The organism is Halomonas sp. 3D7M (assembly GCF_014897885.1).
GTDB lineage: Bacteria > Pseudomonadota > Gammaproteobacteria > Pseudomonadales > Halomonadaceae > Vreelandella.
Map to the genome: position 1 here is coordinate 1 of NZ_JABUZF010000141.1, position 24639 is coordinate 24639.

The window sequence follows — 24639 nt, forward strand, 5'->3', positions numbered from 1 at the left end:
GCCCGCCAGTACCGAACCAGCCACCGATGCTAAGCCACCGCACATCACCGCAAATAGCTGCGAAGGCGTCATGCGGGCGATAAACGGACGTACCACCAGCGGCGCTTCGGTTTGGCCAACAAAGATATTTGCCGTGGCAGAAAGAGATTCGGTGCGAGAAGTGCCAAGTGCTTTTTGCAGTGCGCCGCCTAAAATCCGAATGACCCACTGCATAATGCCTATGTAGTAAAGTACTGCGATGAGTGACGAGAAAAAGATAATCACGGGCAGTACTTTTATGGCAAAAACAAAGCCGACGTTATCGACATCGGCTAAGCCGCCAAACAGAAAGCCAATGCCGTCATTGGCGTAGACCAATACTTGGCTAACACCAGACGAAATGGCTTGCAGAACTGCTTGGCCAAAGGGCACATAAAGCACAAATGCACCGATACCTGCCTGAATGGCAAATGCACCAAGCACGGTGCGCAGCCGGATGGATTTACGGTCGTAAGAGAAGATAAGTGCGATGGTTACCAGTGTAACCATGCCTACCAAGCTCATGATGAGAGTCATGTGGGTACCTTCCGAGCGTGTGAAGTGGAGCGATTACAGTAAGTTTAATTTTACTGAGTAAATCATCGCATTTTGGTAAGCGTTCGGGGTACCCAGCTTATTGTCTGAGTAGCGATACTGCACGCCAGTGGTAATTAGCTCAGAAGGATGCCACCACAAGCTAAGCGCGCCGTTGGTGCCTACGCTCCCCGCTTTATCACCTACGTAGTTTTGTTCCAGGTACTCGTCGTCACGGCCAAAGGTTTGTTCATGCCAGTTGGTGACGCTGAAGTTCTGGTTGAGCGCTGAGAAGTCATAACCTGCTACCCAGCCTGCCATAAAGCCGTTCATGCCAGTGTAGCTGTCGCTCTGCACACGTGCTGCGCCAATAAACGGTTTAAACCATAGGCCATTGTCGAACGTCGTGCGGTAGCCGAGGCCGAGAATTTGATCCTGCTCGCGAGCGTTGAAACCATAATCGCGGAAGTCGTACAGGTGCGCGTAGATTGATAGCGGGCTGTCGCCGAGATAAATATGCGATGTGACTTTTCCAGCGGTACGAAAGTTGTCTTTACCACCGCTTGATTCGTCAAACTGATCGTTGGTTGGGTTCTCGAAATCGAAGAAACCGTAGAATTCGCCCCAGCTGTAACCGACGCCGCCTTCGATTTCGACAAACGTGAAGTCGCTTTTTGCTGCGTTACTAGCGGTACGCGCTTCAGTACCGTTAGACCAATCCAAGTAGTTCACCGAAACGTTGGCAAACGACCAAAGGGGCGTCGTTGGTGACGCGGGGGTGTCGTTTGCTAACGCTGGCGTTACCAGCGCAGCGCTAGCCAGCAAAACGCCAGCGCCAAGCGTGACGAAAGAAGAACGAGAAGGGGTGTGAGCAGTCATGGAAGCCTCAACAGGGTTGTTATGAGTCGTGTGGGCTGGTGTTGATGTTAAAATTATAACATTTAGTGTTATTTTTTTAACGTTGATTTGCAAGTATTAGCCCATCAACGCTTTGTATATGTGATATGACTCTCAAATAGTCGAAGAGCAGTGTCTGACAGTGGAAATATAATGAGGGCTGGCTCAGCATAGGCCTTGGATACCCACTAACCGCTGATAACAAATAACGCCTGAACTTGGGATTAAAGGAGAGGTTTGCCATGAATGACCGAAGCGCTCAGCGTTTGGCAATGTTGCAAGAAGCGCTTGCCAGCGGGGGGACATTGCATCTGCGCGATGCTGCTGAGCTGTGCGGTGTTTCTGAAATGACGATCCGTCGGGACGTTACTACGCAGCCTTCGGCGATTAGCTTGTTGGGCGGTCGGTTGGTCATGGCAAACTACCCTGGCGTAACACCGGTGTACGATCTGACTGAGCAACAGGCCAGCCATTATCAGATTAAGCACCGCCTCTGTCAGCGAGTTGCCAGCTTTATCGAAGACGGCGATACGCTATTCATTGACTGCGGTTCAACACTGATTCCTTTACTTAGTCAGTTAAGCCATTTCCGCGAGCTCACTGTGGTGACGTATGCCCTTAACGTGGCTAACTCAGTGGCCGCGCTGCCTAATGTGCGGTTAGTGCTGCTAGGGGGACTGTTTTATGCCTCATCACAATCGTTTGGTAGTGATGGTATGCGTGCTGCGATTGAGCGTTTAGGCATTAATAAAGCATTGATCTCTGCCGCAGGAGTGGACTGCGAGCGTGGGGTTAGTTGTTTCCATTTTCATGAAGTAGCGCCAAAACAGGCTGCCATTGCAACGGCTATGCAGCGCCTGTTGATTGTTGATGCCAGCAAATTTGGTTTAGTGCGCCCAGCCTATTTTGCCGCGTTATCCGATTTCGATATTGTCGTGACCGACGATGACAGTGCGTCGAAAGTTCAAGATTGTCTTCCTCATGCATCACCCAGTGTGACAGTCGCTTAACACACTATTGAGCATTCGGGGTGCGGCAAAGCGTCTCTTTCTGATTGATCCAGATCAATAGAAAATACTTTAGTCTTAGTTTATGCGCGCGTGGCGTGTATTGGCTATGACTCGCTACCAATCCCTTCGGTAGCGCATATTTTTCCCGGAGCAACGCATACGTACTCACTGTTCTGGGAAAAGTATGGGGTGTTAGTTAGCGGGCTATTTAGCTAGCTATTCAGCTGGTCAAATAGTGCGCTGTTTTGGACAACTCTCTGACGAGATCACACCATGCAACGACATACCCTCTGGCGCAGGCGAGGCACATTCGTGCTCGTCATGTTGTGCCTGTTGTTAACGGGCTGCAGTTCTGCATTGTTGGATCCCAAAGGGCAGATTGGCGTTGAGCAACGCTCGCTAATACTGACCTCATTTGGGCTGATGCTAATTGTAGTGATTCCAGTGATAGTGATGACGCTGCTGTTTGGTTGGCGTTATCGGCGCAGCAATCGCAATGTTGCTAAATACCTACCCGACTGGGCGCACTCTAATGCGATTGAAGTCGCGGTATGGACAGTGCCTTGTTTAATCATCGCTGTCTTAGCGTTTCTTACCTGGAAAACCTCCCATAGTTTAGATCCCCATAAGCCCATCGAAAGCGATACCGCCGCAATGGAAATCCAAGTGGTAGCGCTGGACTGGAAATGGCTGTTCATCTACCCCGAACAAGGCATTGCCAGTGTCAACGAGCTTGCCTTTCCTGTGGATACACCGGTGCGTTTTCGAGTCAGCTCTGGCTCTGTGATGAATGCGTTCTTTATTCCGCGCTTAGGCAGCCAAATTTATGCCATGGCGGGTATGGATAACGATGTTCATCTAATTGCAGACGACGTCGGCGTTTATCCAGGCCGTTCCACAAATTACAGCGGTGCTGGCTTCTCAGGAATGACCTTCGATGCTCACGTTACCACCCCAGAAGAATTTGAGGCGTGGGTTGAAAACGTGCGGGCTTCCAATGAAACCCTGACCTATCCCGACCGTTATAGCGATTTAGCCAAACCGAGTGAATACCACCCGGTCGAGTACTTCTCTGAGGTATCTCCGGCGCTCTATACGTCGATTCTGACCAGCTTTCATACCGGTGGCAGTGGGCACGGTGGTCATGGCGACCATGTTAACCACGAAGCCGTCAGTGATGTTGACGATAGCCACGGCGAGTCTGGCGAGCTAGAAAGCGCAGGCGCTACCCATCATCAGGCCGCGTTTGGCCACGTTACCAATCAGCATGCTAGTGAGGATCACGCGATGAGCGGCCATCCCACAAGCGTTGAAGCGGGGGGTTAAGCATGTTTGGAAAACTGACATTAGAGTCGATTCCGTATCACGAACCGATCATTATGATCGTTGCCGCCATGATGGCGATTGGCGGTGCTGCGCTTATCGGCGCATTAACCTATTACCGAAAGTGGGGCTGGCTGTGGAGCGAGTGGTTTACCTCCGTTGATCACAAAAAGCTCGGTATTATGTATTTTGTGGTTGCCTTGGTGATGCTGCTACGCGGCTTTGCTGATGCCATTATGATGCGTACCCAGTTGGCTATGGCGGCTGGTGGGGCCGCGGGTTACCTCCCTCCTGAACACTATGATCAGATCTTTACCGCCCATGGCGTGATTATGATCTTTTTCGTTGCGATGCCCATGGTCATCGGCTTGATGAATCTGGTGGTGCCGCTGCAAATTGGCGCACGCGACGTTGCTTTTCCTTTCTTGAATAACCTGAGCTTTTGGCTGTTCGCGGTGTCCGCGATTCTAGTTAATATTTCCCTTGTAGTAGGAGAATTCGCCAAAACTGGCTGGCTCGCTTATGCGCCACTTTCGGGGATAGAGTTTAGCCCTGGTGTGGGGGTCGACTATTGGATATGGGCGTTACAAATATCCGGCATAGGGACGACGCTCACCGGGATTAATTTCTTTGTCACAATCCTGAAAATGCGCACCAAAGGCATGACCATGTTCCGCATGCCTATTTTTACCTGGACATCGCTTTGTGCCAACGTCCTGATTATTGCCTCTTTCCCGATTCTTACCGCGACCATCGCGCTGTTAACCCTAGACCGCTACTTCGGCATGCACTTCTTCACCAATGATTTTGGCGGCAACATGATGATGTACGTCAACCTCATCTGGGCCTGGGGGCATCCGGAAGTGTATATCCTGATCCTGCCAGCCTTCGGCGTGTTCTCTGAAGTGATCGCGACCTTCGCGCGTAAGCGTTTGTTTGGTTACACCACCATGGTATGGGCCACAGTGGCGATCACGCTGCTGTCGTTTATTGTCTGGTTGCACCACTTCTTCACCATGGGGGCTGGTGCAAACGTCAACGCCTTCTTCGGCATTATGACGATGATTATTGCCATTCCTACCGGGGTGAAAGTATTCAACTGGCTGTTCACTATCTTCCGCGGCAGCCTGGAGCTGACCTCGCCGGTGCTATGGACCTTAGGCTTTATTATTACTTTCACTTTAGGCGGTATGACCGGCGTGATGCTGGCGCTACCCGCTGCCAACTTTGTATTGCATAACAGCCTGTTCGTGATTGCCCACTTCCACAACGTGATTATTGGTGGCGTGGTGTTTGGCATGATGGCGGGCTTAACGTACTGGTTCCCCAAAGCATTCGGCTTCACGCTTAGCGAGAAGTGGGGCAAGCGTTCATTCTGGTGTTGGTTTATTGGCTTCTATGTCGCCTTTATGCCGCTCTATGTGTTGAGCTTCTTTGGTGCGGTGCGCCGCATGCAGTCCTACGCCAACCCAGAGTGGCAGTCGTGGATGATCCTGGCCTGGGTAGGTGCCGTCATCATCATGATGGGCATTGCCTGCACCATTATTCAGTTCTGGGTGAGCATTCGTGACCGCAAGCTGAATGCCGATGTGACTGGCGACCCATGGGATGGCCGTACATTGGAGTGGTCAACGTCATCACCAGCACCGTTCTACAACTTTGCCCGTTTGCCTGAAGTTGGCGATATCGACAGTTTCTGGTCGCAAAAACAGCGTAGCAACGAACAGTTGGATGAAGCGCCTTATACCGATATCCACATGCCTCGTAATACCGTGGCAGGGCCGATCATCAGCTTGTTTGCCCTGGTACTTGGTTTTGCACTGGTATGGCATATCTGGTGGCTAGCCGCGGCGGGTGCGCTTGGCGTAGTCATCAGCTTCTTAGCGCGTGTTTTCAACGATGATATCGACTACTACGTGCCTGCCGCAGAAGTGGAGCGGATTGAGCGTGAGCACCAGCAGCGCAAAACCACCCCGACCGCCAGTGACTCAACTGATAGTAAGCAGACAAACTATGCGGAGGCGCGAGCGTAATGGCTACCGATACCCTACGCCATGGCGCAACGTCTGAGCCCCATGAGCACCATGATGCCAGCGGCACCAAATTATTCGGCTTTTGGGTCTATCTAATGAGCGATCTGGTGATCTTCGGGTCACTGTTTGCTACCTACGCCGTGCTCATGAAGGGCATGGCGGGCGGCCCGACGGCGGCAGATATTTTCGAGCTACCTTTCGTGCTCGTCGAAACTTTCTTACTGCTGTTTAGTAGCTTTACTTTCGGCATAGGCGTGTTGGCCATGAATGCTGAGCGCATTGGCCAAGTAAAGGCGTGGTTAGCGATAACCTTCCTGCTGGGCGCGGCGTTTGTTGGCATGGAAGTTTATGAGTTCCAGCACTTGATTCATCAAGGGTATGGGCCCGATCAGAGTGCGTTTCTCTCGTCGTTTTTCACCCTGGTGGGCACTCACGGGCTGCACGTGACCGTTGGTTTGGTATGGATCCTCGTCATGTTGGTGCAGCTTTCTACCAAAGGGCTAACACCGATGACTCGCCCTAGAATTCTGTGCCTAAGCCTATTCTGGCACTTTCTGGATATCGTCTGGATCTGTGTTTTCTCGTTCGTTTATTTAATGGGAGTGCTGTGAGATGAGCCATTCTTCATCTAATTCAACTTCTTCCCATGGCAGCGTTAAATCGTATGTGACTGGGCTTCTGCTATCTTTAGTGCTAACCGTGATTCCATTCGCGGTCGTGATGAGCGGTGCACTAAGCACCGTCACGACGGTGGTCGTTATCGCAGTAACAGCCGTGCTGCAGATTTTGGTTCAGCTGGTCATGTTTATGCATATGAACACCAACGCCGACGAAGGGTGGAACGTGATGTCTTTCGTTTTCACGCTGACGATACTTGTCTTGGTGGTAGGGGGCTCTTTATGGATCATGCAGCATCTGCATCTCAACATGATGATCGGTTAACGGTGGTGCCTAGCCGTTGGCGTGACCTACTCGCGCTAACAAAGCCAGGCATTATTGGCGGCAATCTCATTGCAACCTTAGGCGGTTATTTTTTAGCCGCCCACGGTACCTTTGATTGGGTCACGTTTAGTACGGTCATGTTGGGTATTGCACTGGTCATTGCGTCTGGCTGCGCCTGTAATAACGTTATTGACCGTGATATCGATGCTTTGATGGCGCGTACGCGCCATCGCCCTCTGGCCAAAGGACGTATCTCTATTACTCAGGCATTAGGCGTTTCGGCGCTGCTTGGGGTAGCGGGCGTGGTGTGTTTGGCGCTGGGCACCAACGGCTTAACCGTGGCATTAGCGGTGATCGGCTGGGGCGTTTACGTTGGGCTGTACAGCCTTTATATGAAGCGACACTCTGAATACGGCACGTTGGTGGGCAGCCTTTCTGGGGCGATGCCGCCGGTTGTTGGTTATTGTGCGGTGACGGGGCAGTTTGATAGCGGTGCTTTCATGCTGCTGGTCATCTTCTGCCTTTGGCAGATGCCGCATTCGTATGCCATTGCGATTTTTCGCTATGCGGATTATCGCCGGGCATCGATTCCAGTGCTGCCGGTGGTGCATGGTATCAAACGGGCAAAACACCACATCTTGGGCTACATCGTCGCGTTTATTCCTGCGTCGCTCGCCTTGGTGCTAGCCAGTCAAGCGGGTACGGGCTACCTCTGCGTTGCATTAGCAATGGGCGGCTACTGGCTGTACTTAGCGCTGTGTGGTTTTCGACTGGGTGATGACGTACGCTGGGCCAAAAAGGTGTTCGGTGTATCGATTCTGACGATTACCGCAATGAGCTTAGTGATGGTGTTGGAAGCCATGGTGCCTATGTGGGCCTGACAGGTAATTCTTACACACGTTAATTCGCTAAATAAAATAGCCCCAGGCAGTGCCTGGGGCTATTTTTCTATGTGGAGTCACGGTCAGTAATGACTTAAGACGTGGTGCAATTGTTAATTGATATTGGCCACCCATGAATAACGTCTACCTGCGATTATTGGTATTCTGAGCCGACTAATGACGTGATATCACGTTCGCCACCTGCCCCTCAGAGAATTATCATGGATGATAACCGTCTAAGCGCCTTGGATCGTAGCACCAGCATTGGGTTGATTCTTATTGCCCTGTTTCAGGGGGTTGCACTCTACGCGTTGCATCTGGCTGTTGAACATACACACTGGCTAGCCACTGACCAACGCTGGCTAAGCGCACTTTATTCCATCACTATCGTGGTACCTGCCTTTTACCTGATTAGCATGGTGCGACTGCGGGATCGTATCAATTTAATACCGCTGTTGTTGACGCCTCTGCTGTTTTGGATGGGGTGGCACCTTGGTTGGGCAACCTCTATGCCGGAAGCGCCTTACCGGAATACATCACCCCTGATGGCTTCCTTTAGTATGACTGTGGGGGTGGCTATGCTCATCCTTGCTCTGTTCTTTAGAAGCAGTGCTTCCAGTGGCACATGGCCAAAAGCCTATCAACCATTGCTGAATTACTCATGGGAATTCGCCCTGACAATTGCCCAGGTCAGTCTGTTTATAGGGGTGTTTTGGGTAATTTTGGGGCTATGGGGAGCGCTTTTTACTGCCATCGGCATAGACTTTTTTGAACGTGTTTTTTATAAGCCGGTGTTTGTCTATCCGGTTACCTGGTTGATGCTCGGTATCGCCGTGGTGATGATTCGCAACCGGTTCCGCTTTCTTGCCAGCGTAAGGCTGATGTGTGAAGCGCTTATCAAGACACTTTTGCCGTTAGTTGCCTTGGTCATCCTGCTATTCTTCACCGTGCTGATGTGGACAGGGTTAGAACCCATATGGGATACAGGCAAGGCAGCGCAAATCCTTATGGCGCTGATGTTAACCTTGCTACTGTTCTTTAACGCTGTATTCCATCAAACCCATAGCAACTCTCCTTACCCTGGTTGGCTACGCAATACGGTTTTGGTGGCGGTCGTACTCCTGCCAATTGGCAGCCTATTGGCGGCTTGGGCACTATGGCTGCGTATCGACCAGTATGGGCTCAGTTTGGACCGGTTATGGGCTGGACTGCTGCAAGCATTGGTGGCGACTTTTACCTTCAGTTACAGCGTGATAATACTTTGGCGCCGAAAAGCAGCGTTACCCGGTATTCACCGCGTCAATAGGTGGCTGGCTCTTCTGGTGGCCAGTGTGCTGATACTGGTTAATACGCCACTGGCTGACATGAGCCACTGGTCTGCCCAGCATCAGGTAAAGCGATTATTGGATGGGCACACAGCAGTGGAAGATTTTGATTTCGACTATGTGCTCTATCGACTTGGGCGGCCCGGCAACCTAGCTCTGCAAGAGCTGGCCGAGAGCGAGTTTGCCCAGACGCATCCTGAGCTGAAACGTCGTGTCGAGTTTCACATAAAGCAAGCTCAATCCGGTAACACCGAGTCTCTGTTGGATACTAACGATCTAGCCCAACAGTTTCGTATAAGGCCTGAGACGGCTACGATGCCCGAGTCTTTACTGGTGCTGCTGGCTAAACAGGATTTGATGTGCTTGAACCAGCCGGATCCTTGCAGAGCGGTTCGTATTGACGATGACCCGAGTATCCAGTGGCTGATTTACGACCAATACACCTTTCAAGCGAAGGCCTACGCCGAGCGCAATCAGGCCTGGCATTGGGTAGGTGATTTAGTGTCGTTGGGTAGCGAGCAGAAACATCATGCCGAAGAGTGTCTACATAGCTACTCGTATAGCAAATTACAGCGTATACCTGAATCTTTGAATATCTATCGAACCGGCTCCTGTTTACACTTTTTACGGCCCTCTCTTGAGTTTGTCAGGCAGCAATTATCAACCGCTGAGAACTAGCTTGATGTGAAGGGGGGATAGCGCCGACCTGGGTAGCCTGGGAAATAGGTTATTAACTTCCTCCCGTTTCGGCATCATGGTTCCCGGTCCCTGAGGGGCACCATCAATCAATGCATCGTTGATAGAAGAGCCATAGTTAATGACCAGCATCGGTGTGCTCATGACAACCTTTGTAAAGTAGTTAGCGTAAAAGTGGTTTAGACCTTGGTATGATATGCTGCGCTGCATGATATTAGCGCGGTATTGCGTTAGCCTTCAGCATAAAATGTCGTCATCCTGCTGTTTAATCTACTTATCGTGAGCCGTTTTGTTCCTATGCCTTCTACCTCGTTACCAACGCTACTGCCTCGCCACCTAGCCATTTTTCTGATGATGTCGGTGGCTACCATGTTCGCAGCTAACCACGTTTCCGCGCGGCTTGCGTTTGATAATGGTACTGGCTTACTTCTTGCGGTATTGATGCGTTCTGGCGTGGCGTGTTTGATTTTACTGACGCTGGTCGTGGTTCAAAAAAAGCGGCTTTGGCTACCGCCCGGCACATGGCCATGGCAGTTGGCAGTAGGGCTTCTGATTGCCATTCAAAGCGTGAGCCTTTATTCAGCGGTTGCACGTTTGCCAGTGGTCATTGCTCTGTTGCTGGTCAACACCTTTCCTATTCAATTAGCGCTGTTAAGTTGGGCGTTGGGCGGACCTCGGCCTTCGCTGCGCAGTTGCCTGATTATGGGCACTATTTTGATTGGGCTGCTAGTGGTGCTCGATATACCGAGTTGGTTCGCGGATGCCAATGCCATGGGGCCTGAGTGGTTGGTTGGTATTGGGTTTGGGTTAAGTGCCGCTTTTGCGTTTGCTTGCGCGCTTTGGGTCACTGAGCATCGATTGGCAGGGGTTGGCAGCACCTTACGTAGCCTGCTGACCATGCAAACGGTGTTTATTGTCATGATCGTTGGTGGGGTGCTGGGGGCGGTTCCTGGGGGAATGAGCTTGCCAGATAACAGCGCAGGCTGGACAGGACTAGCCTTGTTAGCTTTGCTATACGGTAGTGCTTTTTCCCTACTGTTTATTTTTGTGCCACGCCTGGACATGGCGCGCAATGCTCCGGTGATGAACTTCGAGCCAGTAGCGTCTTTACTACTTGGTTATATCGTTCTAGGTCAGATGCTAAGCCCAAGCCAACTCGTAGGTGGGGCAGTGGTCGTTGGCGGCATTGTTGTGCTCAGTCTTTCGAAAGGTAGGTAAGTAGGAGGGGAAAAAGGAAACTGTGTGCAAGTTGGGCTGGCAGATTGCGTTCTCCTAAAGTATAAGCCAAAATTAAAAAGTGTAAGGAAACGCTGTTTTTTAACTGAGGTTTAACTTATGAAGATGACCGTATTATCACTCACCTCTGCCGCTCTTTTAGTTGGTGCGGGTACGTTCGCGGCATCGGCTCAAGCGCAACAATCCTTCCAGTACCCACAAGGATATGTGGGCGGCGATGCCATGTTTTGGAGCCTGAACCCAGAAAGAGGCTCTTCACGCGATGACGTTGGTTTGCGTCTCCGTGGTGGGGCACAGTTCAATGACTATTTTGCCTTAGAAGGTCATTTGGGGACAGGTGGTTCAGATGGTGGTGCCGAGCTAAATCACGTTGCGGGTGCTTATGCGAAAGGTATCGTACCCATTGCTCCAGAAGTGCGTTTGTATGGCTTAGCGGGCTTCACAGAGGTTGATATTAATAGCGACCGTGAAACCGGTTTCTCCTACGGTGCCGGTGCGGAAATGGATATCAGTTCCAATGTATCGGTAGGCGCTGACTACATGCGCTACCTGGATAAATCTGCCTATGATTTTGATGCTGCCAGTGTAGGCCTAAAGTACCGTTTTTAAGGCAATCGCCTAACACTTAATTAACCTATCAGCAGAAATAAAGCCCTATTGCTAACCCTAGCGATAGGGCTTTTTTTGCGCTAAGAATAGGGGCTTGCTAGCGAATGGTAAGGGTATCTGGTTCGCATAATAAGTTGATGTATCAAGGGAAAGTCATTGGAGTGACTTTATTGAGCGCTTGTTCATAATGAGAATATTGTTAGCGTGCTAATGATTTGTTAGACTAAAGTATTCCACCTAATAATATCTCCAAGCGGTGACATCGCCGCTTTGGTGCTCGTCAATGAGAAATCCCAATGTCCCCTGATCAAAAATTTACTCGCTGGGTGAAAATAGCCCTGACCGTATTTTTATTGCTATTCGTTTACTTCTTAATGGCCGATAGCTTTATGCCCATGACGCCTGAGGCGCGGGCAATGCGCCCCGTCACCAGCATTGCTCCTGAGCTAAGCGGCCCTGTGCAAGAAGTTGTGGTGAGAGACCATCAGCCGGTAACCCAGGGTGATGTGCTGTTTCGCTTAGACCCATCTCCCTTTCAAATCGCTCACTCCCAAGCCCAATTAAACCGGGAGCAAGCGGAGCAAGAAAACGCCCGCTTAAATGCAGAGCTAGCGGCTGCCAGGGCATCACTTGCCTCGGCACAGGCTACTTACGATGAGCACAGCGGTGAGCGCCGCCGTGCTGAAGCGCTGCTTGGGCGTCAGGGGATTTCTCGTCAGCAGTACGAACAGCAGGTCGCGGCCGAACATACCGCACAGGCGGCTGTGGCATCTGCCCAGGCACAGATTGAAAGCTTAGAGGTACAGTTGGGAGAAGAGGGCGACGATAACTTACGCCTTCGCCAAGCGAATAATGCCCTTGAAAAAGCTGAACTGGATTTAGCCCATACGGTGGTAAAAGCGCCAGAGTCCGGTGTGGTCGCTAATCTTCAGCTACAGCCTGGCCATTATGTGCAGGCGGGGCAGCCTGCGGTGGCGCTGGTCGCGAGCACGGTAGAGGTCGTGGCTGATTTTCGTGAAAAGAGCCTGCGCCATGTGGCGCTTGGCGATGAAGCAAAAGTGGTATTCGATGCGTTGCCTGGACGAATTTTTGAAGGGCATGTCAGTGCCTTTGACGCCGGCACCCGCGCAGGCCAGCAGGCAGCGGATGGTCAACTTGTGGATATTCCTGCTTCAGATCGTTGGATACGAGATGCGCAACGTGCGCGTATTCATGTGGCGTTAGATACGCCGTTGACTGAACTACCCCCGAGTGGTGCGCGGGCAACAGTGCAACTAGTGCCGGGCGAACATGACATGGCTAAACCGTTTGCATGGTTGCAGGCGCACCTGATTAGTTGGCTGCACTATGTTTACTAAAGCGGCTATTAAAACGGTTATTAAAAAAACACCCATAGAGGCTGTTAATAAGCCAGCGCTCTCTCAAAACGGCCTGCGCCAGTGCCTGCGGGTAGCGGGAGGCGGTTCGCTGGGGTTTATTATTAGCCAATTGATGGGCTGGAATTATGGCGTTTTTTTTACCGTTTTCCCGATGTTCTTGTTGGGTATGGTACCCATTTTAAATGGCAGCATCATTCGCCAGTTTTTGGCGAACGTTAGCTTGAATGCTTTGGAAGTCAGCTTGGTGGTGGGGCTTCTAAAGCATATGCCGGTAGTGATGACACTGGTCGTACTAGGTCTGTTTTTGCTGCGCTTCAATCTAATGGCAAAAGGCCCGCTGTTTCTGTTTGGCGCGAATGGCGTGTTGACGCTAAGCATATTGCTGCACTTTGCTAGCTACCCTGGTGTTGATTTAAGCGATCTGTTGGCGAGTAATATTATGGCCAGCCTGCTGGCGGTATTTATTGCCATGTTGATGCATACGCTATTTCCCGATGTTGAACCCCGCCAGCCACCACCGCGTGGTACAAAGCCTGCAGCCCAAATTCGCCATGAAACATTGATGGGCGGCATTACGGCCACGCTCTCGTTTGTAGTGTTCCAAATGTTTGACCTTCGCGATTCGCTGTCAGCGCAAATGGCCACCATTCTGATTCTGTTTGCTTTAGGCTATTCCGGTGCTCGCGTGTCGGCAGGTAAGCGAGCAATCGGTACGCTACTGGGCTGTAATCTGGCGCTGGCAATGCAGCTATTGCTTTACACCCAAAGCCATCATTTTTTGCTGGTGATTTTGCTCTATTGGCTTGGACTAATGCTGTTTGCTAGAGAACATATTTTAGAAGGTGGCGGCTCAGGCATTGGCTTTGGAGGGCTGACAACGTTGGGTATTCTCTTTGGACAATCGTTAGGCCCGCAGCAAGACCTTGTTTATAGCGCGCTTTATCGGTTCTCTTCGATGAGCGTTGCGCTCGTGGGCACCTTGTTGGTAATGGCTTGTTTACACTGTTTGCTAAATAGTTGGCAGCCAACGCGCCTGCCTAAAAGTAATTGAGGTAACTTTTCTAACAAAGGCTACGCTAAGGAAGGTGTCGCCATTCGAAGTGAGTATTCACTTAGTGAGCGGCATCATCCCCACTAACGGATTAGAGGTGTTCGTCATGGCAAGTGGCAAAGAAGATAAAGTGAAAGGTACTGTCAATAAGGCCGCCGGAAAAGTGAAGGAAGCAGCTGGCAAAGTAACCGGAAGTAGTAAAACAGAAGCTAAGGGTAAAGCCCAACAAGTAAAGGGCGAACTGCAGAAAGGTAAAGGTAAGGCCAAGGAGAAGGCTAAGAAATAGTGTCTAGCCAGGGCATTCCAGTGCCAACAGAGGTCAATAACCTCTGTTGGCTTTTAGGTGGTAACTCAGTAGTGGCCAAGCAGCTTCCACCATAAACCACCAACGACTACCCAAATGAGCAGATTCACCACGCTCATAATGAAACCTGCTTTCCACCACTCTCCCAGCGTCAGGTAGCCTGAGCCAAAAATGACTGGTGAAGTGCCTGTGGCGTAATGGGTTAAGGTCATCATAATCGAAGATGTGGCCGCCATAATCAGTACAAAAGGCATAGGTGGGGCGCCGAGACTTAAGCCAACGGTGAGAAATGCTGCCATCATCGCAGTGATGTGTGCAGTCGTGCTGGCAAAAAAGTAATGGGTATAAAGAAAGGTAAGTACCAGAAGCGCAGAGGCTCCCGCCCAACCAATCCCCATTGTGGTAATCCAGCTCTGCATATTCGCTGAAAACCAACTAATAAGGCCTGTTTCGTTAAGTTGGCTTGCCATCATGATAAGAGCACCAAACCACAGCAGCGTATCCCACGCATTTTTTTCTTTCAGCACATCTTCCCAGGTCAAAACCCCTGTTAGCAGGAGTAGCGATAAGCCAATAAACGCAGACGTGGTGGTATTAAGCGTGACCGCATCCCCCAGGAAAATCGCTGGGATATCCGCCCAAAGCAAAAGCAGCACTAAGAAAACGAGCAACATGATGCCTTCGTTTCGGCTTAGCTTTCCTAGTTCGGCAAGTTTGTCTCTCGCCAACTGGGTGGCATTCGGGGTTTCTTTAATTTCCGGTGGGTAAAGCAAGTACAGAATGTACGGCATCGCCAGGATGGCGACCAAGCCCGGCAGCAGCATGGCGACCGCCCAGGTTAACCAGCTCAGCTGTATTTCTGCTCCAGTGGCGGACGAGATAAGTTGAACGGTTAATGGGTTAGGGGCGGTGGCGGTGATGAACATAGCCGAGGTGATGGGGTTGCTGTGGTAATTCACCAGCGCTAGATATTTGCCGATTTTACCAGACGTGTTGTCTTCAGGGTGTGAGTCAAAGCTGTGAGCGATAGAGCGCATAATGGGATGAATGATACCGCCACCCCGCGCTGTATTACTTGGTGTGACAGGCGCAATTGAAAGCTCGGAAAAGGCGAGTCCATAGCCAATTCCCAACGTGCGCTTGCCAAAAATCGAGATGAAGTAGTAGCCAATACGTGCACCCAGACCAGTTTTAATCAACCCACGTGAAATCATAATCGCAATGGCAATTAACCAGATAAGTGGGTTGGCATAACTGCTTAAGGCGACATTGATGGCCTCACCTGGCGTGTCGCCGGTAACACCACTTGCCGCGACAATAGAAATCGCAATCACAGAGATCGCCCCAATAGGCATGGCTTTGCCGATGATAGCGACAATAGTGCCGACAAATATTGCCAGCATAAGCCAAGCGTTTGGCGTCAGCCCTTCTGGCAAAGGAATCACCAGCCAAATCAATAGAGTGGTGGCCACAGCGACTGCGGTCGACCAGGGGTTGAAAGGTAGTGTCGGCATAATGGATACCTATAGATTAAAAAAACAGCAGCCAGCGGTACACTTGGTATAAGTAAGATAGCGCGCTAAATGCTATTTAAGTCTATAGATATCTAATGTATCTCTCATTGTTCCACGTCAATTGCCGTTCCATCATCCAGTGGGCTCAATAGTGATGGGGTATCACTCACTTCAATCATGCCTACCATGATGAAAGCGGCTATTTTTGTTGAGCCTGGGCACATTGAAATTGACGACAAACCCAATGGCACATTTATCAGCCAGGCTGCCGACGAAAAACTCGCTAGCGTCCACAGTGACACGATGACAGCTGTATCCAATAGCGAGTTTTTCGGATGTTAGGGATAGCCCGTTTTATTTCAGTTCCAGTGAGAAGCTCATTTCAACGCCTGCATCATCCACTCTGAACCAGTACTCCATGTTCTTGTAGATATCGCTATATTGCTTGAGCAAATCAATATCAAGCTCTGCCAATTCATCGGAAGGCATTTGCGCTATAACATCGGCCAGCGAATGGTAGAACTCACCTGTCAGATGGCCATGAACCAGTAGGTCACGCTCGGAAACAGGGGATTGCAGTTCTTCCTGTAGTGTTTCGGAATCGCTGATGCCAACGCCTAAGGTAATGGCGCTTTCAGACATGGCCGCGTAGAGCTCTGGTGAGTCTGGTGGCAGCATCATGCTGTCAATTTTTTTGGCTTCTCCACCGGGTTCAAGTCCAAGTGTCCCTAAATCAGGCACGAACGCGCTGGCTGTAGACAGCAGGGCAAGCGGGTTTTGCGAAGCAAGGGTCAAAAGACCGGTACCGGCGGGCTCGCCCTGTTTCATTGTCAGGCTGTTAAGGCGTGCTCTGAAACCAGATAAGGATGGGCCAACCATCATGGCGATGGGATTATTGATCGCTTTACTGAGCTCATTCCAGCTGCTGTTTAATTCCTGTAGCTCATCACAGCTAAACGGGTTTTGACGCACTTCCTGAGCATACTTCTGAACAGTTTGCATCAGTACCGGTAGATTCAGGCCTAGCCCAAAGCTGGCCATGCCGTCTGTGCTACCAAGGCCCGGAACCTGAGCGGTCATTGCACGAAGATCGCTGACAATAGCCTCATCGGTTTCCAGGATGAGATTCATCTCCATACGGTCGAGGTTATACTCACGCATGCCCATTACAAGACCAGGGAAGCGGTTGGTGATGCGGTCAATATCTGCTTGGCAGGCGGAGAGATCCAGCCGCTCTGCATCAGCCGCGTCCAATAGTGCTTGAGTACCTAAGTGTGTAGGTGTACTCAGCTCACTAAGCAGGCGTGATGAGTCGATTTCCCCAGCACCATAGGGCGTGAAGCCATGACGCTGTTCAATTTCCTCTAGGGCGCCGGTATCACCAATGTTGCTGTCAGGCAGGGTGCTACCCAGCACCTGTGATAGCAACTCATCACTGACATTTTCTGGCACCACCGACATCAGCAGTTGCTTATCGATAATGGCCATGATGGCTTTAATCGGACCATCTTGTGTTAGCACCCAGTACTCTTTTCCATCTGTTGTGGCCGTACTCGGGTTGATATCTGCATTGGTGAGGATGCGCTGCAGCGTTTCGCGGAAAGCGTCTTCATCCTGCAATTCCATACGCAGAGTGGGCAAGATACCCAGTCCGTATAAAGCGACCTGGGGGCTCATTTTAAAGCCCAGTGCATGAATATCATCGAGTGTTTCAACCCCGACAAACTCTTCACCCATAGCGATCAACAGTGACATCAGCGAATGCAACACGTCATCGTCTATTTCGTGCAGCATGTCGCGCAGTTCATCCAAGTCAGCTTCAAGGCTGTTCTTTGGCTGCATGCGCTGGTAAAGAGCAAAGGCATCTTGTTCAGGCATTGATTCCCGTGTTGCCACAAAATAGGGAGAGTCGGCGGGGATATATTTCAACAGGGAAGCTGAGAGGTTTTTTGGTGCTTCCTGCTGGGTGTCTGTTGCTGTTGGCGCGCTATCATCGCTGCAGCCACTCAGCACGCCCGTGCTGAGAAGGGCAAGAGAAATAGCCAAGGATAGTTTCGTTCTCATCTAGAGTCAGTCCTTTGAAAAATGTTGGCTTGAAATTGAACATTTGGAATAAAATTAACTATGAATGATAATCATACACAACTTAAATTAAACTAACCTCTCCTTGCTTAAAAAAATGGCCCTTGAAGTCGTGTAAGACCCAAGAGCCACTCGTTAGTAGCGAAACTTACAGGCTGCTATTTTAAACTTCCTGGTACAGTTCGCTACCTTCGCGGCGGAACTTCTCCGCTTGCTCCTGCATGCCACGTTTGACTGCCTCGGAATCACTTTCAGCGGCATTTTCCGGCGCGCGGTCACGATAGGTATCGCGTACTTCCTGGCTGATCTTCATGGAGCAGAACTTCGGCCCGCACATAGAGCAGAAGTGCGCCACTTTGGCAGAGTCCTTCGGCAGAGTTTCGTCGTGGAATTCACGGGCGGTGTCCGGGTCTAGCCCCAGATTGAACTGGTCTTCCCAGCGGAATTCAAAACGTGCCTTGGAAAGCGCGTTATCGCGACGCTGTGCTGCCGGGTGACCCTTGGCCAAGTCTGCTGCGTGGGCAGCAATTTTGTAGGTGATGATGCCGGTTTTGACGTCATCTTTATTCGGCAGACCCAAGTGCTCCTTCGGCGTCACATAGCAGAGCATTGCACAGCCAAACCAGCCGATCATGGCCGCGCCAATGCCGGAGGTAATGTGGTCGTAGCCGGGGGCGATATCGGTGGTCAGTGGGCCGAGGGTATAGAAAGGTGCCTCGTGACACGCCTCAAGCTGCTTATCCATGTTCTCTTTAATCAGGTGCATGGGCACATGGCCAGGGCCTTCGATCATCACCTGAACATCATGTTTCCAGGCGATCTTCGTCAGCTCACCCAGGGTCTCCAGCTCAGCGAACTGCGCTTCGTCGTTGGCATCGGCGACTGAGCCGGGGCGCAGGCCATCGCCCAGAGAAAACGCTACGTCGTACTGCTTGCAGATCTCACAGATCTCTTCGAAGTGGGTATACAGGAAACTTTCCTGGTGATGGTACAAGCACCACTTGGCCATGATAGAGCCGCCACGGCTGACAATGCCGGTCACTCGGTTGGCAGTCATTGGCACATAGCGCAACAGTACGCCCGCGTGAATGGTGAAGTAATCCACGCCCTGTTCAGCCTGTTCAATCAAGGTGTCGCGGAACACTTCCCAGGTCAGGTTTTCGGCAATGCCGTTGACCTTCTCAAGCGCTTGATAGATCGGCACTGTACCAATCGGCACCGGCGAGTTGCGGATAATCCACTCACGGGTCTCGTGAATGTTCTGGCCCGTGGAAAGGTCCATGATGGTGTCCGATCCCCAGCGGATACCCCAGGTCATTTTGTCGACTTCTTCTTCAATCGACGAGGTAACTGCCGAGTTACCCAGGTTGCCGTTAATCTTCACCAGGAAGTTACGGCCAATAATCATCGGCTCGGATTCTGGGTGGTTGATATTGTTGGGGATGATTGCGCGCCCCCGGGCGACTTCGTCGCGCACAAATTCCGGCGTGATCTCTTCCGGCAATTTTGCACCAAAGCTCTGGCCAGGATGTTGGTGACCAAGAATACGCTCAACTTCAGCGGTGCCTAATGTTTGGCGGCGCTGGTTTTCGCGAATGGCGATAAATTCCATTTCAGGGGTAATAATGCCCTGGCGCGCATAGTGCAATTGGGTGACATTCTTACCTGGTTTTGCCCGGCGCGGGGTGCGAGTTAAATCAAAACGCAACTGGGCAAGTGTCGGGTCGTTAGCGCGGCGATTGCCGTACTCACTGGTGGGGCCGTCAAGGAACTCGGTATCGTTGCGCTCTTCAATCCAGGCGCGGCGCAGGGCGGGTAAGCCTTTGCGTAAATCGTTGTTGGCGGCTGGGTCGGTGTAAGGGCCAGAGGTGTCGTACACCAGTAGCGGCGGATTCTCTTCATCAATGCTGCTGGTTTTAGTGGGCGACAGGGTGATTTCCCGAAACGGCACGCGGATATCTGGTCGTGAGCCTTCAACGTACACCTTGCGCGAGGCGGGCAGCGGTTGAATGGCAGCCGCATCGACCTGAGCAGTTTCAGCTAAAAAATGGCTGGTTCTACTTGTTACGGTCTCAGTTTTTGAGGTCTTAGCTTTTACAGTTTCAGTTTCTAAAGTCTTCGTCATGACGGTCGTCTTCCTTCGTTGTTGATTATGGTTATTGTGTTGGCTTAATGGGTGAGACTTTTGTCTGTTAGATCGCTGTCTATCAGATCTAGACCCATCTGCCAGAAATCGATTTCCAGACGCGTGGCGTCGCGGAAGATCTTGCTTAGCTCGGCAAAGCGGGCAGGGGTAACATCGGCCAGGCGGGCGTTGAGCCATTCAAGCTCAGCCTGCATGGCGGTCTGAAACTCCTGGCTTTCGTACATCGCTATCCAGGCATCAAACGGGTTTTGGCTGCCGCGTAGGGTAGAAGGCTGAGCATTCAGCCAGTTGGCGATTTCGCCGTAGCCCACTAAGCAAGGAGCCAGCGCCACGTGCAAATCGAGCAGGTCGCCGCGATTGCCGGTGTCTAATACGTAGCGGGTATACGCCAAGGTGGCTCTGGCTTCAGGAAGCTCCGCCAGCTCTTGCTCGGAAATTCCCCACTCCTGGCAAAAGCCCACGTGCAGGCCCAACTCCACATCCACAATGGCTTTTAAACCTTCATGGGCTTGGCGCAGATCAGCCAGCGTAGGGCTTTTATAGGCGGCCAACGCGTAGGCGCGGGCGAAGTGAATCAAAAACAGGTAGTCCTGTTTCAAATAGTGGCGAAACGATGCTTCTGGTAGCGCGGCGGTACCCAACTGACGGACAAAATCGTGCTCAATATAGGCGCGCCAGTCGTCATAGCAGGCATTAGTAAGATCAGCAAAGCGGTAGCCCATGGTGCCTCCGGTAGTAATGATCCGGAAGGTGGGCGGTTGAGATCGAGGGAATGGCGCAGAAGGAGGCGTGAAGCTAAGCCGAGGCCATCGCTTGATCCCTACGCCGGTACCCGCGCGCTCGTCATAGGAGCAGCACATTAGCCGGATCAGGTTCAGCGGGACCAGCGCTTTGGCAGTATCAAGTGGATACGCCCTGCGCCATCTCAGCCGGATTCACCGGCACCCCGTCAAGCAGTTAGTGCCAAGCAGTCTAGGAGGAGGAGAGAAGAGATGCAAGGGGGATAGTGAGTGAATAACAGGCTTCTTAGAAACGTTGATGTACTGCATTAACCTAATGGGCTTCTAACACCTGCAAATCCATTACCTAGCACATGGGTATATATTTGAGTGGTTTCGATGCTTTTATGGCCTAGTAACTCTTGAACCGTGCGAATGTCAGTGCCTTGGCTAAGCAACTGAGTTGCGAAACTATGCCGTAAAGAATGGCACGACCCTGGTCGTGTTAGAGCAGAAGACCGCATGGCATATTTAACGGCTTTTTGTACGGCAGAAGTATGGATGTGATGTAGCACTACACGCCCCCACTCATCGAAACAGGGCTTGGATGAAGGAAAAAGCCACTGCCACGCAAGGGAAATGCCTGCATTCGGATATTTTATATCCAGCGCGTAGGGCAGTGATACAGGAATTGCGTTTGTTCCAATGCGAGAGGTCAGCTGTTGTTCAGCGATTTGTATATGGGTATGTAATGGTTGAGCGCATGAAGGTGGCAACAGCGTAGTGCGGTCTTTATTGCCTTTGCCTGCACGGACAGTGATGACGTGGCGCGCAAAATCGATATCTTTTACGCGCAACCGACAAGCTTCGGAGACTCGTAACCCAGAGCCGTACATCAGCGATGCAATCAGGAGCATGGAGCCGGACAGATGCTCAAACACATCCATCACCTCTTTGTGGGAAAGCACGACAGGTAAGCGCTTAGGGCGCTTCGCCCGGCTAAAATTACCCACCTCGCCCAGCGGTTGATCTAGAACGTGGCGATATAGAAACACGATGGCATTGAGTGCCTGGTTTTGTGTTGCCGCAGCGACGTGCCTTTCTAACGCGAGATATTCCAAAAATTGCCGCACTTCATTGCCCGCCATATTGGCAGGATGCTGCATTCTGTGGAAACGAATGAAAAAGCGAATCCAGTAGCAATAGGTTTTCTCAGTACGGAGGCTATAGCGCTTGACCCGCAGGGTCGCCTTGACGCGTTCCATTAGTTTCATAAGAGTCACACTTAATTGCTGTTTATTTGTACAGTATTATTGAGCAGGGAAAAACACGCAAGCACGCGAATTTTGGATAGGATGCCAAAATTGGCTTTGCTCTCTTGGGAATCAATGGGGTAGAGTCAAATTGGGTGTCTGCAAAACCCCAATGAACGTGCCATCGCGTTTATTGGGGTTTTGTAGCGAGGCGTATAATCACTGTTATAGACCAAAATGAGGAGAGTATGAGCAAGCCCGCAAAGAGTGGAGTCATAATTTACTCTAATAGTGTGAAACCTTTGGCCGAGTTCTATATTGAAATGTTCGGTATGGCTTTGCTTCGGGAAACCGACGATTTCATCAGTATTGGTGGTGATGGGATCAATCTCATAATTCATTTGCCCCCTGTCGAAATGCCGGAACAAAATTTCAACGCTGTTAAATTGTTCTTAACGGTAGAGTCCCATGAGTACGCACGAAAAAAAGTAGTAGAACTCGGTGGGAAGGCGCTGGAAGGTGAGTGGTCAAACCCTGTATTCAAGGTATGCAATGTGGTTGATCCTGAAGGAAACCATATTCAGATCCGTGAGTTCAAGCTATAACAATCAGCATCACGGCGAAAACTGGGTTGTCGCGGCTGTGGTTTCCATTCCGCTGGCGCTTCATTCTAAACCACAGCCGCGCCAACCCAGTTTCGCGTGTGCTTGGCGTTGGGCAGCTTGCAACGCGGAGAGCTTATGGACTTGATTGTGTGTACTTGGATCACAAAATTACCCGAAGGGCGCTTTGCTGTCTGGCCAGATGGTTGCCGTGACCTGATAGCGATTGTTCCCAAAAGTGATCCTGCCACCATTGTTTGCAGTGGCTTGGATGCTGGCCCTCGGCAGGTGCTCTGTGATGAGGATACTTTTTTCGTTGGGGTTCGCTTGGCTGTGGGGGTTACCTTTCCGTGGGAGGCGGAAAACCCGTGCTCAAAACACGATGACCAGATTTTTTCACAAATTCCACTTTTTGGTTGCCACGAAAGGGGATCAGAAAATGATGGCGATGAAACGCTTGAAAAGCTGGTTAGTGTGGTCAATGACTTTGCAGCCCCCGCGCCTTCTTGGGTATCGGAATATATTCAGGAAATACAACATGGAGAAGTGCGACGAGCTTTGCCGTTGAGTGAACGTAGTATAAGGAGGAAGCTTGCTGATACTAGCGGGGCTCCGCCACGGTACTGGAAGTCTTTAGCCCGCGTTCGCCAGGCTGCGATGGATGTTGTAAGGTCTGAAATTCCACTGGTAATACTCGCGATAAAGCACGGATTCTCGGATCAGGCGCATATGAGCCGTGAGATTCGGCGTTGGTTTGGAGTCACGCCGGCGACGCTGCGGACAAATGGGGAGCAGTTTATTGAACGGCTGTCTGCTCCCGATGTGTTCCAGAACGTTTAGCTTTCTTCAATAATGTACTTTTCGAATTCGGCGCTTGGAGCAATAGGATGGTAGCAATACACGATGACGCCAGAGGGGTCCAAAATACTGAATCCTCTATCGCCCCACGGGTGATCTTCCAGTGGCATCGCCGGTGTGAGACCTGCTTGGGTTAGCTGAGAGTGCAGCTTATCAGCATCTTCCACAAGCAGGTTAAGAAAAGCGCCACCAGTGAACGGTTGCATGCCCTCTTGTGGGCTCATTAGGCAAATTTCGGGCTCCTGATAAGAAGTGGTCAACCTAAGTACTACGTACCATCCGCAGTCGAAAACGGGACGTGCATTGAAGTGAGCTTCGTAGAACTTCCGAGTATCAGGGAGGCTCTGTGTGACGATGGTTATGCTTGCGGATTTGATCGACATAAATCTCTCCAATCTACGTGGCGTGGTAGAAGATGAATTTTAGTAATGAGCATAATCCAGTTAGGGGTCTATTGTTTTGAATAAATCGGTCAAATTAGAAGTAATAATGCCCAACAAAAGCGTTAACACGGACCAACTTTTCCGCTGCCGCTTCAAAGAAGGCCGGTTACGCTAAACGTTGAGCCTGTAGAAAAACTCCGCTGACGGCTAAGTTTTGGTAGGATCTAGGAAACAGACGAGGAGTGGTCAGCATGCCGCGCTTCAAGCCTTATAACTACGACCAGAACGCCATGGTGGTGATCAACTACCAAGACCAGCTCCAACCAGGCACCTTTGAACACGCCGTGCACTACCTGATCGAGCATAAACTCGACTTGTCTGTTTTCCATCCCCAGTACCGTAACGATGCGACCGGTCGGTTGGCCTATGATCCGGCCATCCTGTTGAAGATTGTCCTGTTCGCTTACTCAAAAGGCATCACCTCCAGTCGCGAGATGCAGTGGAGCTGCGAGACCAATATTATTTTCAAAGCCCTTTCCTGCGATACCGTGCCCCACTTCACCACACTGGCCAGCTTCGTCAGTCGGCATGCCGATGAGATTGAAGCGCTGTTCGAACAAGTGCTGCTGGTATGCCACGAACAAGGCTTGCTGGGTAACGAACTCTTTGCGATTGATGGCTGCAAAATGTCCTCCGATGCCTCCAAAGAGTGGTCTGGCACGTTCAAAGAGTTGGATGAGAAACTGAGAGGCCTGATTCGGCATCACCTGCTGGAGCACTACGCACGTGATGAGGCCGAGACGGAAGCAGGGATATCCGACGGGCCAAGACGATTCTCTCGCTA

General features: G+C 51.1%; 23 protein-coding genes and 1 riboswitch. Of the genes, 15 read left to right on the forward strand and 8 right to left on the reverse strand.

Annotation, left to right across the window (positions count from 1 at the left end; all coding sequences use genetic code 11):
• Positions 1 to 555: Na+ dependent nucleoside transporter N-terminal domain-containing protein (locus INT22_RS06855; RefSeq protein WP_319022051.1), on the reverse strand; the 555-nt coding region annotated here is incomplete at its 3' end.
• 33 nt (positions 556 to 588) lie between these two features.
• Positions 589 to 1431 (reverse strand): outer membrane protein OmpK, encoded by an 843-nt coding sequence (locus INT22_RS06860; RefSeq protein ID WP_193059926.1) that lies wholly within the window; start codon positions 1429 to 1431, stop codon positions 589 to 591.
• A gap of 260 nt (positions 1432 to 1691) precedes the next feature.
• Between INT22_RS06860 and INT22_RS06865 the strand changes: the two genes are divergently transcribed.
• From INT22_RS06865 to INT22_RS06920, 12 genes are all read left to right on the forward strand, one after another.
• Entirely contained in the window at positions 1692 to 2459 is a 768-nt protein-coding gene (locus INT22_RS06865; protein ID WP_193059927.1) for a DeoR/GlpR family DNA-binding transcription regulator, read from the forward strand.
• Between the two features lie 273 nt (positions 2460 to 2732).
• Positions 2733 to 3785 (forward strand): ubiquinol oxidase subunit II, encoded by a 1053-nt coding sequence (gene cyoA / locus INT22_RS06870; protein WP_193059928.1) that lies wholly within the window; start codon positions 2733 to 2735, stop codon positions 3783 to 3785.
• Between the two features lie 2 nt (positions 3786 to 3787).
• Positions 3788 to 5815, forward strand: a complete 2028-nt coding sequence (gene cyoB, locus INT22_RS06875) for a cytochrome o ubiquinol oxidase subunit I (protein ID WP_193067934.1) — start codon at positions 3788 to 3790, stop codon at positions 5813 to 5815.
• A complete protein-coding gene (gene cyoC / locus INT22_RS06880) occupies positions 5815 to 6426 on the forward strand; it encodes a cytochrome o ubiquinol oxidase subunit III (protein ID WP_193067935.1) in 612 nt (203 codons plus the stop codon). The genes cyoB and cyoC overlap by 1 nt, the downstream gene beginning before the upstream one ends.
• Position 6427: 1 nt before the next feature.
• Positions 6428 to 6757: a cytochrome o ubiquinol oxidase subunit IV gene (gene cyoD / locus INT22_RS06885; protein WP_193059930.1), complete on the forward strand. Its 330-nt coding sequence runs from the start codon at positions 6428 to 6430 to the stop codon at positions 6755 to 6757.
• Positions 6715 to 7638 (forward strand): heme o synthase, encoded by a 924-nt coding sequence (gene cyoE, locus INT22_RS06890; RefSeq protein ID WP_193059931.1) that lies wholly within the window; start codon positions 6715 to 6717, stop codon positions 7636 to 7638. The genes cyoD and cyoE overlap by 43 nt, the downstream gene beginning before the upstream one ends.
• 221 nt (positions 7639 to 7859) lie before the next feature.
• Positions 7860 to 9641, forward strand: coding sequence for a DUF4153 domain-containing protein (locus tag INT22_RS06895; RefSeq protein ID WP_193059932.1), 1782 nt, complete (start codon positions 7860 to 7862; stop codon positions 9639 to 9641).
• Positions 9642 to 9956: 315 nt separating this feature from the next.
• Positions 9957 to 10877 carry an EamA family transporter gene (locus INT22_RS06900; RefSeq protein WP_089038864.1) on the forward strand — a complete coding sequence of 307 codons (921 nt, stop codon included), beginning with the start codon at positions 9957 to 9959 and terminating at the stop codon, positions 10875 to 10877.
• A 117-nt stretch (positions 10878 to 10994) separates the two neighbouring features.
• Complete coding sequence (locus INT22_RS06905) at positions 10995 to 11504, forward strand: porin family protein (RefSeq protein WP_193059933.1); 510 nt, start codon at positions 10995 to 10997, stop codon at positions 11502 to 11504.
• 296 nt (positions 11505 to 11800) lie between these two features.
• Positions 11801 to 12862 (forward strand): HlyD family secretion protein, encoded by a 1062-nt coding sequence (locus tag INT22_RS06910; RefSeq protein WP_193059934.1) that lies wholly within the window; start codon positions 11801 to 11803, stop codon positions 12860 to 12862.
• A complete protein-coding gene (locus INT22_RS06915) occupies positions 12852 to 13934 on the forward strand; it encodes a DUF2955 domain-containing protein (protein ID WP_226912471.1) in 1083 nt (360 codons plus the stop codon). The genes INT22_RS06910 and INT22_RS06915 overlap by 11 nt, the downstream gene beginning before the upstream one ends.
• Before the next feature lie 49 nt (positions 13935 to 13983).
• Positions 13984 to 14220, forward strand: coding sequence for a CsbD family protein (locus INT22_RS06920; protein ID WP_442311386.1), 237 nt, complete (start codon positions 13984 to 13986; stop codon positions 14218 to 14220).
• A gap of 65 nt (positions 14221 to 14285) precedes the next feature.
• Here the strand turns inward: INT22_RS06920 and INT22_RS06925 are convergent, their stop codons facing one another.
• The 5 genes from INT22_RS06925 to INT22_RS06945 all read right to left on the reverse strand — a co-directional run bounded on the left by INT22_RS06925 (position 14286) and on the right by INT22_RS06945 (position 21973).
• The gene (locus tag INT22_RS06925) at positions 14286 to 15752 is read right to left on the reverse strand and encodes a DASS family sodium-coupled anion symporter (RefSeq protein ID WP_193059935.1); all 1467 of its coding nucleotides are present in this window, start codon (positions 15750 to 15752) and stop codon (positions 14286 to 14288) included.
• A gap of 354 nt (positions 15753 to 16106) precedes the next feature.
• Entirely contained in the window at positions 16107 to 17816 is a 1710-nt protein-coding gene (locus INT22_RS06930) for a hypothetical protein (RefSeq protein ID WP_193059936.1), read from the reverse strand.
• A gap of 181 nt (positions 17817 to 17997) precedes the next feature.
• A complete protein-coding gene (gene thiC, locus INT22_RS06935) occupies positions 17998 to 19959 on the reverse strand; it encodes a phosphomethylpyrimidine synthase ThiC (protein ID WP_226912472.1) in 1962 nt (653 codons plus the stop codon).
• A gap of 44 nt (positions 19960 to 20003) precedes the next feature.
• Positions 20004 to 20702: a thiaminase II gene (gene tenA, locus INT22_RS06940; protein WP_193061557.1), complete on the reverse strand. Its 699-nt coding sequence runs from the start codon at positions 20700 to 20702 to the stop codon at positions 20004 to 20006.
• 78 nt (positions 20703 to 20780) lie between these two features.
• Positions 20781 to 20939: riboswitch (TPP riboswitch) on the reverse strand.
• An 89-nt stretch (positions 20940 to 21028) separates the two neighbouring features.
• On the reverse strand, positions 21029 to 21973 hold the full coding sequence (locus INT22_RS06945; RefSeq protein WP_193061556.1) for an integron integrase: 945 nt from the start codon (positions 21971 to 21973) through the stop codon (positions 21029 to 21031).
• 227 nt (positions 21974 to 22200) lie between these two features.
• On the opposite strand from INT22_RS06945, the gene INT22_RS06950 reads away from it, so the two are divergent.
• A complete protein-coding gene (locus INT22_RS06950) occupies positions 22201 to 22557 on the forward strand; it encodes a VOC family protein (RefSeq protein ID WP_193061555.1) in 357 nt (118 codons plus the stop codon).
• 135 nt (positions 22558 to 22692) lie between these two features.
• Positions 22693 to 23394, forward strand: coding sequence for a helix-turn-helix domain-containing protein (locus INT22_RS06955; RefSeq protein ID WP_193061554.1), 702 nt, complete (start codon positions 22693 to 22695; stop codon positions 23392 to 23394).
• Here the strand turns inward: INT22_RS06955 and INT22_RS06960 are convergent.
• On the reverse strand, positions 23391 to 23795 hold the full coding sequence (locus INT22_RS06960) for a VOC family protein (protein WP_193061553.1): 405 nt from the start codon (positions 23793 to 23795) through the stop codon (positions 23391 to 23393). The two genes, INT22_RS06955 and INT22_RS06960, sit on opposite strands and share 4 nt — an antisense overlap.
• Before the next feature lie 251 nt (positions 23796 to 24046).
• Between INT22_RS06960 and INT22_RS06965 the strand changes: the two genes are divergently transcribed.
• On the forward strand, positions 24047 to 24639 hold a 593-nt coding region (locus tag INT22_RS06965), incomplete at its 3' end, for a transposase (protein WP_193067936.1).

Excerpts from the sequence above, each read along its gene's own strand:
- INT22_RS06860 (WP_193059926.1), bottom strand. The coding sequence starts at position 1,431 with ATGACTGCTCACACCCCTTCTCGTTCTTCTTTCGTCACGCTTGGCGCT.
- INT22_RS06955 (WP_193061554.1), top strand. The coding sequence starts at position 22,693 with ATGGACTTGATTGTGTGTACTTGGATCACAAAATTACCCGAAGGGCGC.
- INT22_RS06865 (WP_193059927.1), top strand. The coding sequence starts at position 1,692 with ATGAATGACCGAAGCGCTCAGCGTTTGGCAATGTTGCAAGAAGCGCTT.
- thiC (WP_226912472.1), bottom strand. The coding sequence starts at position 19,959 with ATGACGAAGACTTTAGAAACTGAAACTGTAAAAGCTAAGACCTCAAAA.
- INT22_RS06900 (WP_089038864.1), top strand. The coding sequence starts at position 9,957 with ATGCCTTCTACCTCGTTACCAACGCTACTGCCTCGCCACCTAGCCATT.
- cyoC (WP_193067935.1), top strand. The coding sequence starts at position 5,815 with ATGGCTACCGATACCCTACGCCATGGCGCAACGTCTGAGCCCCATGAG.
- INT22_RS06930 (WP_193059936.1), bottom strand. The coding sequence starts at position 17,816 with ATGAGAACGAAACTATCCTTGGCTATTTCTCTTGCCCTTCTCAGCACG.
- tenA (WP_193061557.1), bottom strand. The coding sequence starts at position 20,702 with ATGGGCTACCGCTTTGCTGATCTTACTAATGCCTGCTATGACGACTGG.
- INT22_RS06905 (WP_193059933.1), top strand. The coding sequence starts at position 10,995 with ATGAAGATGACCGTATTATCACTCACCTCTGCCGCTCTTTTAGTTGGT.
- INT22_RS06945 (WP_193061556.1), bottom strand. The coding sequence starts at position 21,973 with ATGAAACTAATGGAACGCGTCAAGGCGACCCTGCGGGTCAAGCGCTAT.
- INT22_RS06950 (WP_193061555.1), top strand. The coding sequence starts at position 22,201 with ATGAGCAAGCCCGCAAAGAGTGGAGTCATAATTTACTCTAATAGTGTG.
- cyoB (WP_193067934.1), top strand. The coding sequence starts at position 3,788 with ATGTTTGGAAAACTGACATTAGAGTCGATTCCGTATCACGAACCGATC.
- INT22_RS06910 (WP_193059934.1), top strand. The coding sequence starts at position 11,801 with ATGTCCCCTGATCAAAAATTTACTCGCTGGGTGAAAATAGCCCTGACC.
- INT22_RS06960 (WP_193061553.1), bottom strand. The coding sequence starts at position 23,795 with ATGTCGATCAAATCCGCAAGCATAACCATCGTCACACAGAGCCTCCCT.
- cyoA (WP_193059928.1), top strand. The coding sequence starts at position 2,733 with ATGCAACGACATACCCTCTGGCGCAGGCGAGGCACATTCGTGCTCGTC.
- INT22_RS06915 (WP_226912471.1), top strand. The coding sequence starts at position 12,852 with ATGTTTACTAAAGCGGCTATTAAAACGGTTATTAAAAAAACACCCATA.
- INT22_RS06895 (WP_193059932.1), top strand. The coding sequence starts at position 7,860 with ATGGATGATAACCGTCTAAGCGCCTTGGATCGTAGCACCAGCATTGGG.
- INT22_RS06925 (WP_193059935.1), bottom strand. The coding sequence starts at position 15,752 with ATGCCGACACTACCTTTCAACCCCTGGTCGACCGCAGTCGCTGTGGCC.
- cyoE (WP_193059931.1), top strand. The coding sequence starts at position 6,715 with ATGGATCATGCAGCATCTGCATCTCAACATGATGATCGGTTAACGGTG.
- cyoD (WP_193059930.1), top strand. The coding sequence starts at position 6,428 with ATGAGCCATTCTTCATCTAATTCAACTTCTTCCCATGGCAGCGTTAAA.